Annotated in this window: 10 protein-coding genes and 1 pseudogene; 10 read left to right on the top strand and 1 reads right to left on the bottom strand. The window is 57.6% G+C overall.

Going from position 1 to position 12,032, the window contains the following annotated elements; translation table 11 throughout:
• The first annotated feature begins 1 nt into the window (after position 1).
• The 10 genes and pseudogenes from eat to HBR94_RS00565 all read left to right on the top strand — a co-directional run.
• Entirely contained in the window at positions 2-1,435 is a 1,434-nt protein-coding gene (gene eat, locus HBR94_RS00610) for an ethanolamine permease (protein ID WP_057438992.1), read from the top strand.
• 51 nt (positions 1,436-1,486) lie between these two features.
• The gene (locus tag HBR94_RS00605) at positions 1,487-2,881 is read left to right on the top strand and encodes an ethanolamine ammonia-lyase subunit EutB (protein WP_057960716.1); all 1,395 of its coding nucleotides are present in this window, start codon (positions 1,487-1,489) and stop codon (positions 2,879-2,881) included.
• Positions 2,878-3,717: an ethanolamine ammonia-lyase subunit EutC gene (gene eutC / locus HBR94_RS00600; RefSeq protein ID WP_057438991.1), complete on the top strand. Its 840-nt coding sequence runs from the start codon at positions 2,878-2,880 to the stop codon at positions 3,715-3,717. The genes HBR94_RS00605 and eutC overlap by 4 nt, the downstream gene beginning before the upstream one ends.
• A 105-nt stretch (positions 3,718-3,822) precedes the next feature.
• Positions 3,823-4,281 carry a GNAT family N-acetyltransferase gene (locus tag HBR94_RS00595; protein WP_057438990.1) on the top strand — a complete coding sequence of 153 codons (459 nt, stop codon included), beginning with the start codon at positions 3,823-3,825 and terminating at the stop codon, positions 4,279-4,281.
• Positions 4,282-4,580: 299 nt separating this feature from the next.
• Entirely contained in the window at positions 4,581-5,237 is a 657-nt protein-coding gene (locus HBR94_RS00590) for a DedA family protein (RefSeq protein WP_038443607.1), read from the top strand.
• Positions 5,238-5,243: 6 nt separating this feature from the next.
• On the top strand, positions 5,244-6,056 hold the full coding sequence (locus HBR94_RS00585; protein ID WP_057438989.1) for a zinc-dependent peptidase: 813 nt from the start codon (positions 5,244-5,246) through the stop codon (positions 6,054-6,056).
• A 111-nt stretch (positions 6,057-6,167) separates the two neighbouring features.
• Positions 6,168-6,695, top strand: coding sequence for an inorganic diphosphatase (gene ppa / locus HBR94_RS00580; RefSeq protein WP_003176323.1), 528 nt, complete (start codon positions 6,168-6,170; stop codon positions 6,693-6,695).
• Positions 6,696-6,919: 224 nt separating this feature from the next.
• Entirely contained in the window at positions 6,920-7,678 is a 759-nt protein-coding gene (locus HBR94_RS00575) for an XRE family transcriptional regulator (protein WP_057960717.1), read from the top strand.
• Between the two features lie 373 nt (positions 7,679-8,051).
• Positions 8,052-9,293: an integrase arm-type DNA-binding domain-containing protein gene (locus HBR94_RS00570; RefSeq protein WP_170044007.1), complete on the top strand. Its 1,242-nt coding sequence runs from the start codon at positions 8,052-8,054 to the stop codon at positions 9,291-9,293.
• A 936-nt stretch (positions 9,294-10,229) separates the two neighbouring features.
• Positions 10,230-11,079 (top strand): annotated as a pseudogene (locus HBR94_RS00565) (integrase); the annotation flags it as partial.
• Between the two features lie 31 nt (positions 11,080-11,110).
• Here HBR94_RS00565 and HBR94_RS00560 read toward each other — a convergent pair.
• Positions 11,111-11,941, bottom strand: coding sequence for a hypothetical protein (locus tag HBR94_RS00560; protein ID WP_170044006.1), 831 nt, complete (start codon positions 11,939-11,941; stop codon positions 11,111-11,113).
• Positions 11,942-12,032: the final 91 nt, after the last annotated feature.

The following is a 12,032-nucleotide window of genomic DNA, read 5'->3' as shown; positions in this document are numbered from 1 at the left end:
CATGCCTAGCGAACCGACAGGATCCTCCGTCGACTTCGAAAAAGTCGGCTCCGAATACTTCCAACAACGAGAATTGAAAAAAGGCGCCGCCGGCTGGGTGCTATTAGTCGGCCTCGGCGTTGCCTATGTCATTTCCGGCGACTACGCCGGCTGGAACTTCGGCCTGGCCCAAGGCGGCTGGGGCGGGATGTTCCTCGCCACACTCCTGATGGCCACCATGTACTTGTGCATGTGTTTCTCCCTGGCCGAACTGTCCTCCATGATCCCTACCGCCGGTGGCGGCTATGGTTTTGCCCGCAGCGCCTTCGGCCCCTGGGGAGGATTTCTCACCGGCACGGCGATCCTGATCGAATACGCCATCGCCCCCGCCGCCATCGCGGTGTTTATCGGCGCCTATTGCGAATCACTGTTCGGCATTGGCGGCTGGATGATCTACCTGGCGTTCTACATCATCTTTATCGGCATCCACATCTTTGGCGTCGGTGAAGCGCTGAAGTTGATGTTTGTGATTACCGCCGTCGCCGCAATTGCCCTGGGCGTGTTCCTGGTGGCGATGGTGCCGCACTTCAACGTCGCCAACCTGCTGGACATTCCCGTGACCGAAGCCAAGGGCGCCAGCAGTTTCCTGCCGTTCGGCTATGTCGGCGTGTGGGCCGCGATTCCTTATGCGATCTGGTTCTTCCTCGCCGTCGAAGGCGTGCCCCTGGCCGCCGAAGAAACCAAGAACCCCAAGCGCGACCTGCCCCGCGGCTTGATCGGCGCGATTGTGGTGCTCACCAGCTTTGCCCTGCTGATCCTGGTGATTGCCCCCGGCGGCGCCGGCACCCTGGCGCTGATCAAGTCCGGCAACCCGTTGGTGGAATCCCTGGCCCTGGCCTACGGTGGCTCGACCTGGATGGGCAGCTTCGTCAACCTGGTGGGCCTGGCCGGACTGATCGCGAGCTTCTTCTCGATCATCTATGCCTACTCCCGGCAGATTTTCGCCCTGTCCCGCGCTGGCTACCTGCCGCGCAAACTGTCGCAAACCAATAAAAGCAAGGCACCGGTGCTGGCCCTGGTCATTCCCGGGATCATCGGTTTTGGCCTGTCGCTGACCGGCCAGGGCGACCTGCTGATCCTAGTGGCGGTGTTTGGCGCGACCATTTCCTACGTGCTGATGATGGCCGCGCACATCACCCTGCGCATCCGTCGCCCCAAAATGGAGCGCCCATACCGCACGCCGGGCGGCATCTTCACCTCGGGCCTGGCCCTGATACTGGCCTGCATCGCCGTGGTGGCGGGCTTCCTGGTGGATCCGCGCGTGGTGATTGGCGCGGCGATCATCTATGGAGTATTAATTGCTTACTTCGCTTTCTACAGTCGGCATCACTTGGTAGCAGGCACGCCGGAAGAGGAGTTCGCGGCGATCCAGGCCGCAGAGGCCGCCTTGCACTAACGCCGTAAACCACGGCGCGGGCCACCGCCCGCGTCGTCATGGAGAGTCTGTATGGCAAGTTTTTCCCACTCGGTCGGTGCATTGACCTACCGTTTCGACAGCCTCAAGGACGTGATGGCCAAGGCCAGTCCCGCCCGCTCCGGGGATTTTCTCGCCGGCGTCGCCGCACAGAACGACGGCGAACGTGTGGCGGCGCAAATGGCCCTGGCCAATATCCCGTTGAAGCACTTCCTGGAAGAGGCGCTGATCCCCTACGAAAGCGACGAAGTCACCCGGCTGATCATCGACACCCACGACCAGCAGGCCTTTGCCGTGGTCAGCCACCTGACCGTCGGCGGCCTGCGGGACTGGCTACTCAGTGACGCGGCCGACGAACACAGCCTGCGTGCACTGGCGCCGGGGTTGACCCCGGAAATGGCCGCCGCCGTGTCGAAGATCATGCGTGTGCAGGACCTGGTGCTGGTAGCGCAGAAGATCCGCGTCGTCACCCAGTTTCGCGGCACCATGGGCCTGCGCGGGCGCTTGTCCACGCGCCTGCAACCTAACCATCCGACGGATGAGCCGGCGGGCATCGCCGCGAGCATCCTCGATGGGCTGCTGTACGGCAACGGCGACGCCATGATCGGCATCAACCCGGCCACCGACAGCATCGCCTCGATTTGCGCCATGCTGGAAATGCTCGACGCGATCATCCAGCGCTACGAGATCCCGACCCAGGCCTGTGTGCTGACCCACGTCACCACCTCCATCGAAGCGATCAACCGCGGCGTGCCGCTGGACCTGGTGTTCCAGTCGATCGCCGGCACCGAGGCGGCCAACGCCAGCTTCGGGATCAACCTGAATGTGCTGCAGGAAGGCTACGACGCAGGCCTGAGCCTGAATCGCGGGACCCTGGGGCAAAACCTGATGTATTTCGAGACGGGCCAGGGCAGCGCCCTGTCGGCCAACGCGCATTTCGGGATTGATCAACAAACCTGCGAAACCCGTGCCTATGCAGTGGCGCGGCACTTCAAGCCATTTTTGGTCAACACAGTGGTCGGTTTTATCGGCCCCGAGTACCTGTACAACGGCAAGCAAATCATCCGCGCCGGCCTCGAAGACCATTTCTGCGGCAAGCTGCTCGGCGTGCCCATGGGTTGCGACATCTGCTACACCAACCATGCCGAAGCCGACCAGGACGATATGGACACCCTGCTGACCTTGCTGGGCGTAGCCGGGATCAACTTCATCATGGGCATCCCGGGTTCCGACGACATCATGCTCAACTACCAGACCACATCCTTCCACGACGCGCTGTACGCCAGGCAAACCCTGGGTTTAAAGCCCGCGCCGGAGTTTGAGCAGTGGCTGGCGAAAATGGGCATCTTCACGCAAGCCGATGGCAAGGTGCGGTTTGGTAACAACCTGCCACCAGCCTTCCGCCACGCCTTGGCGCAATTGGGATGAAGGAGCCTCCAGTGCAAATCGACACACCTGAAAGCGATAACCCCTGGCTGGAGCTGCGGCGCCTGACCCCGGCGCGAATCGCCCTGGGCCGCACCGGCACCAGTATTCCCACCGGCGCGCAACTGGACTTCCAGTTCGCCCATGCCCAGGCCCGCGACGCGGTACACCTACCGTTTGACCATACCGGCCTGAGCAGCCAGATGGCCGAGCGCGGCCGCGATAGCCTGTTGCTGCACAGCGCCGCGCCCGACCGCCACAGCTACCTGCAACGCCCGGACCTGGGGCGGCGCCTGAGCGATGAGTCGGCCCAGACCCTGCGCGACTACGCCCAGGCCAACCCGGGCGGTGTGGACCTGGCGGTGGTAGTGGCCGATGGTTTATCGGCGCTGGCGGTGCATAAACACACCGTGCCGTTTCTCACACGCATGGAAGAACAGACCCACGCCGAAGGCTGGTCCTTGTCGCCGGTGATCCTGGTGGAACAAGGCCGGGTGGCGGTGGCCGATGAGATCGGCCAGTTACTTGGGGCAAAAATGGTGGTGATCCTGATCGGCGAGCGGCCAGGGCTCAGCTCGCCGGACAGCCTGGGGCTGTACTTCACCTATAACCCCAAGGTCGGCCTGACCGACGCCTACCGCAACTGTATTTCCAATGTGCGCCTGGAGGGTCTGAGCTACGGCATGGCCGCGCACCGCCTGCTGTACCTGATGCGCGAGGCCTGTCGGCGGCAGTTGTCGGGGGTCAATCTCAAGGATGAGGCGCAGGTTCAGACCCTGGAATCGGATGATCCGGACCTGATGAAAGGCAATTTCCTGCTCAGCCCAACCAAGGACTGATGCCGGCACGATTGCGATTTTTCACCGCTTTAGGCAGCATCAAGCAGCGGGCGCCCGAGTAATGGACCGTTTGCCGTTGTATTCCTATAGAAGTTGAGGCCTAGCATGCGGATTACTCAAGCGACTCTGGAACACCTGGACCTGTTGACCCCATTATTCGTCAAATACCGCGAGTTCTATGGCGCGCTGCCCTTTCCGGACTCCTCCCGGGCGTTTCTGGAGAAGCGTCTGCGGCGCAAGGAGTCGGTAATCTACCTGGCGCTGCCGGATGACGACGACAGCAAGCTGCTGGGCTTCTGCCAGCTGTATCCGAGCTTTTCTTCGCTGTCGTTGAAACGGGTGTGGATCCTCAATGACATCTACGTCGCCGAGGACGCCCGCCGCCAACTGGTGGCCGACAACCTGATGCGCGCCGCGAAAAAAATGGCCAAGGAAACCAATGCCGTGCGTTTGCGCGTGTCCACCAGCAGTAATAACGCGGTGGCGCAGAAGACCTATGAATCCATGGGCTTTCGCGAAGATACCGAGTTCAAGAACTACACATTGCCGATCAGCGAAGACTGAAGCCATTCACCCAAACACCCAAAAAATGTGTGCGGGCTTGCTCGCGATAGCGGTGGTTCAGTTGATGTATTTTTAACTGACCCACCGTTATCGCGAGCAAGCCCGCTCCCACATTTGGATCAGTGCTAGCCAGAATAGCCGCGACATCCCCCGCTACAAAACCAGCACGCTTTTCATCACTCAGTCCGTATAATGCCGACGTTTTAGGGTTGTAGGAAAAACGGCATACACACGTAGCCTTATTGCCCGAAGCCTCCGCACGGGCCCGCTGAGTCGGGCCATTCACACAGGTGCCATCCATGGATTTCAACCCGCTCGACCTTATCCTGCATCTCGACGTGTACCTCGACTTGCTGGTAACCAATTACGGTCCGTGGATCTACGCCATCCTGTTCCTGGTGATTTTTTGCGAAACCGGCCTGGTGGTCATGCCGTTCCTGCCCGGCGATTCCCTGCTGTTTATTGCCGGCGCCGTCGCTGCCGGTGGCGGCATGGACCCGGTCCTGCTGGGCGGCCTGCTGATGCTGGCGGCGATCCTCGGTGACAGCACCAACTATGTGATCGGCCGCACCGCCGGGGAACGCTTGTTCAGCAACCCCAATTCGAAAATCTTCCGCCGCGACTACCTGCAAAAGACCCACGACTTCTACGACAAGCACGGCGGCAAAACCGTGACCCTGGCGCGCTTCCTGCCGATCCTGCGCACCTTCGCGCCGTTCGTCGCCGGTGTCGCCAAAATGCCGTATCCGCGCTTTTTCGGCTTCAGCGTGCTGGGCACCATCCTCTGGGTCGGTGGCCTGGTCACCCTCGGCTACTTCTTCGGTAACGTACCGTTCATCAAGAAAAACCTGTCGCTGCTGGTGGTGTTCATCATTCTGCTGTCGCTGGTGCCGATGATCATTGGCGTGGCCCGCAGCCGCTTTGGCCGCACCTCCTCCGAAGCCAAGCCGCACTGATCGGCCATGTGGTCCCTCAGCGCCTGGCGTCGCCGGCGCCTCCTGGCCAAGCACCCGGTTGCCGATGAAACGTGGCAACGGGTGCGCCATCACCTGACCTTCCTCGACGGCATCAGCGCCGAACAGGACCAATGGTTACGTGAGGCCAGCGTGCTGTTCCTCGCCGAAAAACACCTGACTGCCCTGCCCGGCGTCGATCTGCACCAGGAACAACGCCTGCTGCTCGCCGCCCAGGCCCAACTGCCGCTGATGAACCTGGGCGAGTTGGAGTGGTACCAGGGCTTCCATGAAATCATTCTCTACCCCGATGACTTTCGCAGCCCCCAGCGCCATCGCGACGCCAGCGGCGTGGAACATGAATGGGATGGCGAGCACAGCGGCGAAGCCTGGCAGCAAGGCCCGGTGATCCTCGCCTGGCCGGGCGTACTGGCCAGCGGCAATTGGGAAGGCTACAACCTGGTGATCCACGAACTGGCGCATAAGCTCGACATGCTCAATGGCGATGCCAACGGCCTGCCGCCGCTGCACAGCGACATGCGCGTCCAGGAGTGGGCCAGCGTGATGCAGAGCGCGTTTGATGACCTCAACCGCCAGCTCGACCACAACCCCGACGCAGAAACTGCCATCGACCCATATGCTGCGGAAAACCCGGCAGAGTTTTTTGCGGTCACCAGCGAATATTTTTTCAGCGCCCCGGATTTGCTGGTGGACAGTTATCCACAGGTCTACGGGCAACTGAGCCAGTTTTACCGCCAGGATCCACTGGCACGCCTGAAACATCTGCAAGCCAGCGACCCGCGCTATCAGACTGAAGGCTAAGTACCGTACGACGTCTGGCGCGTGGCATCGGCGCAGGAATATGCCTATAATCGCCGCCACTTTTAGGCCAATCCGGCCAATTTACTTGGCCAACTACGGGGGCAACGCCCAATGAGCTACAGCAAGATTCCGGCTGGCAAAGACCTGCCGAACGACATCTACGTCGCCATCGAGATTCCGGCCAACCATGCGCCGATCAAGTACGAAATCGACAAAGACAGCGACTGCCTGTTCGTTGACCGTTTCATGGCCACCCCGATGTTCTACCCGGCCAACTACGGTTTTATCCCCAACACCCTGGCTGACGACGGCGACCCCCTCGACGTGCTGGTCGTGACCCCGTACCCGGTCACCCCAGGCTCGGTCATCCGCGCCCGCCCGGTTGGCATCCTGAACATGACCGACGACGGCGGCGGCGATGCCAAAGTCATCGCAGTGCCACACGACAAGCTGTCCCAACTGTACGTCGATGTGAAGGAATACACCGACCTGCCGCCGCTGTTGCTGGAGCAGATCAAGCACTTCTTCGAGAACTACAAAGACCTCGAAAAAGGCAAATGGGTGAAGATCGACGGTTGGGGCAACGCAGACGCCGCCCGTGCCGAGATCATGAAGTCGGTAGCTGCCTACAAAGGCTGATACCGCTACTCATTGCCACGGCAATCTAAAAAAGCCCCGATCACTCGGGGCTTTTTTGTGGGAAAAAATAAACAACAAGTTCAATTAAATAAACAAAACAACAACTAACGTTTAACTAGACAGAATCTAGCCAAGATTTTACTTGCAATAAGGAAACACCTACATACACCAACTCAACGCATGGTTTATTTGATCTTGTTTTCCGGACAGTAAACTCTGCGTTTATGAATACATCAGGTGATCGCTTAAGAATGTTACTTCGGGAAGTTCATCTTTCCGCATCCGACTTCGCCAAGAATCGCGACGTCACGCCCCAGCATGTGAACAACTGGTTCAAGCGCGGCGTGCCCTTGGCCCGGCTCGACGAAATAGCAGAACTGCTGTGTGTCACCAGCCGCTGGCTACGTACCGGCGAAGGCCCTAAACACCCGCCGACCAACCTCCAGCTGGAAGGCCCCAACCACGGAAACAGCGCTGCCGCCCGTGAAGACTGCGGCCATTACCTCTGCGGCCCCAACAGCGGCCCGGAAAAGATCGACGTGGAGATCCCCCTCCACGCCTCATTCAACTCCCAGGAAAGCCTGCGCCTCTCCCTGCGCACCCTGGAACAACTCAACGTCACCGCCGACCGCGCCCTGGGGGCCTACATGGTCGGCAACAGCATGATCGACATCATCCAGGATGGCGCCATCCTCGCCATCGACCGCGGCCGCACCCAAATCATCGACGGCGAAATCTACGCCCTCGAACACCACGGCATGCTACGCATCAAATACCTCTACAACCGCCCCGGCGGCGGCCTGCGCATGCGCAGCCACAACAACAGCGAACACCCCGACGAATTCCTGACCTACGACCAGCGCTTCGAGCAAAACGTACACATCCTGGGCTGGGTATTCTGGTGGTCCACCCTCAACAACCGCCGCCCACCGGTCCCGCTGGACGAACACTTGACAGGCTACGACGGCTCTAAATCAGACTAGACGCTGGGAAACTGCGGGGAATGTGAGTATCATGCGCGGCACATTTGGCAGGGGTTGGCGTGAAGCCAGCACACCCTGCCCGGCGATGCGGAGGAGTTCCCGCTGATGCCCCCCTCTATCACTTGGGCGAGCGCTTGAGTGAACGATTGAAGGCTGGTGAGGTTTACCAAAAATAGGCTTAACCAGTCCCCGAGAAGCCGGCCACAAGCCGGCTTTTTAATGTCTTTTTGAAAGCTATTCTCATCTACCAAAATCCGCGAGAGCCTTGCTAGATCAAGGGTTTCAGCCTATTTTTGTTCCTGTGACTTCCGTTTTGATCCGAGGCGTTCCACGCGTAAGTGGGGGAACAAGTGGGGGAACAGAGGGCGAAAAAATGGGCAAACTGACTGCCAATCAAATCAAAAATTTGGTTGAGGCTGGGACGTATGAAGACGGTGAAGGGCTTCGTCTTTTGGTGAAACCCTCAGGACGAAAAACCTGGGTACTCCGCTTTCAATTGAACGGCAAACGCAGGGAAATGGGTCTGGGGAGCTACCCTCAGCTCGACCTGAAAAAAGCCCGCGCAGCCGCCTATGAAAATAAAGTCCAGATCCTCCACGGCACTGATCCACTCGCGAAACGACAGGTTGAACAAGCCGCTCAGCGGGAGGCAGAGCGCCGAGAACTGGCACATCTGATTACCTTCGAGAAATTGGCCACCGACTATCGAGATGCCCACGGCTCGAGCTGGTCGGAGAAATGGCGCAAGGGCTGGCTGAGGAAACTCGAACTCTATGCATTCCCTACGGTAGGGAAGCTTTCAGCGGACCAGATCGAGACCAAGCATCTGATCAAAGCCTTGCAGCCAATATGGTCAACTAAAACGCGGACGGCTGACGAAGTACGTGGGCAAATCGAACAGATCCTGGATGCCGCCAGAGCCCGAGGTCTCAGAACCGGAGAGAACCCGGCACGCTGGCGCGGCCATCTCGAAAACCTGCTCAGCCGGCATGAGAAGAAGAAAGCTCGCAAACGCCAACATCATCCTGCATTGAAATGGCAGGACCTGCCGAAGCTCATGGAAGCCTTACGCAAGGATACCAGCCACGTTTCTGTCGCAGCTCAGTTACTGATCCTAACCGGGGCTCGCTCGCATATGGTCCGATTCGCACGCTGGGATGAATTTGACTTGGAGTTGGGTCGGTGGTCTCTGCCTGATGAGCGCATGAAAACACGACAAGCGTTCGCGATTCCCCTGGCCCCAGAGGTGCTTTCACTTCTGAAGGGCCTTCCGAAAATCAATATCAGAAGTCCATACGTTTTCCCCGGCCACGGCCGAAGCGGCGTGATGCACGCTAATGGCATTCGCAATCTGCTACATACACTGGGTTATGAGCACATCACTCGTCACGGCTTCCGCTCGACCTTCCGGGACTGGGCAGGTGAAAAGACTCCTTTCCCGAGAGATATCTGCGAGCTCGCACTGGCCCATGACGAGCGCGGGGAAACGGAAAGCGCATACTCTCGATCAGACTTTTTTGATAAGCGACGGGAGCTGATGAACGCGTGGGCCATCTACGCTACATCCACACCTGAACGCGCTGATAAGGTTCAACGCGAAACCTCTGAAGATTGATGAGGCCGCAACCACGCGACTAACGTCGGTGTAAGGCCACAAGGTCTCTGGTTATCGACTTTCAAGCCGGGTCCATCCAAACAGGGCTGCAAAGCCGCCCTGCTTGGATGGACCTCATTTAAAAAATCTAAAGCCCACGCAACTATCTGTGGAAAACCACGGATCTCCACCAGCGGATAATTTCATCACAGCCGCAGAACTCCCAAAAATTCGAGCCTTGACCCGAATTACCCACAGGGGTAAAAAAGATCGGGCAAAGCGCTGTCGTCGACAGCAACCCAGGTAGCCAGAACCTTTAAGGCTACGCCACACGGTGGTGGTTCTCCCAAAGTGCGATTAGCGTCCGGCGGCTCGCACGGTCACAGCGATGTGATGGATGCCTACTTTTACCAGTGTGCCCACTGCGGCAACTCATTCCCTTTCATAGCTGCCTTGCAGCAACCTATCCGCTTGGCCATTTCCTTGCGCCAACCTGCGCCCGTCTCTTTCTTCAGGAAAGAGACGGGCGCACCTACCGCTGCTGCAGCCCAACTCGTACAAGGCTTTGCGGCATTCCCCCTCGTGACAATCGGCGTGACAAACACCGAAGTCACCAGCAACAGCGATGCAGATGATGGTGCCAGCTCACGGAATGGACTGCACCTGACTGACAGTCAGGCATGCCCCGGTCATCGCTTCACTGCCTTCACCTGACTCAGGATCTCGCGGCGCTGTTCTCGTCAGCCAGTGCAGCCTCCACCCGCCCACTTCCTCGGAAGTGCTCAGGAGGCCAGATCATGAGATGCCCAAGCTCCCGGTCGTAAAGAGCCGCCAGTCCCGCGTTAGTGGACAACCCTCACAGGTCGCAGGGGCCTTGATCCCTGATAACACTCAACATTCTTGGCGGGATGACGTGAGGAAAGGCTTCAACGGTTTGGTTTTGCGAGCAGTTCGATCATGGCACTGATAGGTAAACGGGATGGGCGCAACTTTGGCTACGGCCGGCAATTGAGTTATTCCGGCCACAAGCGTTGCGGGACATGTTTGGCGGCGGCCATTACGGCACGGTCAAAGCGCACAGTGATCGTCGGCAGGCGTTTGTGCGCTGGTGTCGGTTGGAGGATGGACCAGGGTTTAACGATGCGCGAGAAATTGATCAGCAGACCTTGCTGGACTACGCCGGACATCTGCGCCAACAAATTGAACAAGGTGAGCTGGCCATCGCCTCTGCGCAGAACCGCCTGAGCAGCGTCAACCGCACCCTTGCTGTGCTGCGTGATGATCAGTACGTCAGGATCGCTAGTCCGAGTCAGGCGTTAGGACTGCAGCGCTCGACGGTACGCACCCGCGCGCTGGATGACCAAGACCGCCAACTGGTGCGGCGAGTGGTGGAGGGACTTGTCGAACAACAAACGACTGGGTGGCCGCGATTGTCCTGTTGACCCGAGCAACCAGAATTCGCCCGCGCGACGCGATCCTGGCTGACCTGCCACGATTACTACGCGAAGCCAAACACTTAGGCATCATCAACCATCCAAGACGGCACCAAAGGCGGCCGCTCAGGGGCTTCAGCGCCGCGATGGGTCGTGGCAAATGAAGAGGTGAAGGGGCGCTGATGTTTGCTCGTAATGCGTCGCCGACCGGCAGCCGCAACTTGCTGGCCCGAGACGAAAGTTACGCTACGGTCCTGCAACAGACCGTGCTCCCCGCCCGAGGAATACTGCGTGACCAAGGACTGAAAGGCTTTCATAAACTGTGGGCGGCCTACGCCTGCGAGCGTTACGAGCAGCTGACTGGTCACACCGCCACAGCACGAATACTTAACATTACACTAAAAATTATTTAGTCATCCCAAGGACAGCCTTAACACTATCTATTCGCTTCTTTGGAAATATCCAGCCCTTTAACGAACCATTCCATTTACCACCAAGCTCGACAAACTTATCCTTATAAGAGGTTGTATTTCCTTTTACCAAAATTGCTTTTTCACTGTAATCTATAATTACTGGAGCAACGGTGAAATCGCCGACCGAAGTCGGTGTTACCTTAGGTAACTCGACAACATGTGAACCTGCATTAGTACGCGGTGGTGGAATATCGCTCTCCTCAAATTGCCCAATAATGAGAGACAAGTGATCTTTAATTTTCGCATTAAGCTCATCAACAGATGCATAATCACCAATTAGTCCGTTTCTCATACACTCCTCTTTGAACTCGCAAAGCTCTTCGAACTGCTTTGCATTTTTTTTGTATTCATTCGGATTCATAGGCTTGTTTGAAAAATAAACAATGACAGGCTTACCCATTTGCATAAAAGTCTGAATTTCTTCGACCGTACCACTCCTGGCCTCTCCAGTCGGGCTACCTAGCCTTAAGCCAAATATCGCGATAAGAATATCTGACCCTATGACTATTTGTTTATTTATAAGCTCCTGAGGACGCCCCCCCATAATTGGAACAGTATCCGTCTCCCATTTAGTAGGTAAAAACACTGTTTTCTTATCAAATGAGTTTTTAACATTCCACTCATTTAGTGCCAATGGAATGGCTTTACGCTCTTCAGCAACATCGGATGGAGAACCAATCAACACTCTATAAACTTTTGCGGGAAATGACATTTCTAACTCCAAAGCCAAATTGAAAATTTTATTCTCTAAGAAACTTTTCATCAGCAAAACAACCACTTCACTGAAGCCCCTCTTACTGCGCAACTCTCACCCATTCATCAGACTCTAAAACACACACGACACTAAATTAATT

Origin of the sequence: Pseudomonas sp. WS 5412 (genome assembly GCF_012985615.1) — a bacterium.
In the GTDB taxonomy this organism is placed as follows: domain Bacteria; phylum Pseudomonadota; class Gammaproteobacteria; order Pseudomonadales; family Pseudomonadaceae; genus Aquipseudomonas; species Aquipseudomonas shahriarae.
Note: the sequence above shows the minus strand (reverse complement) of the source record. Positions and strands in the feature narration are given on the sequence as shown.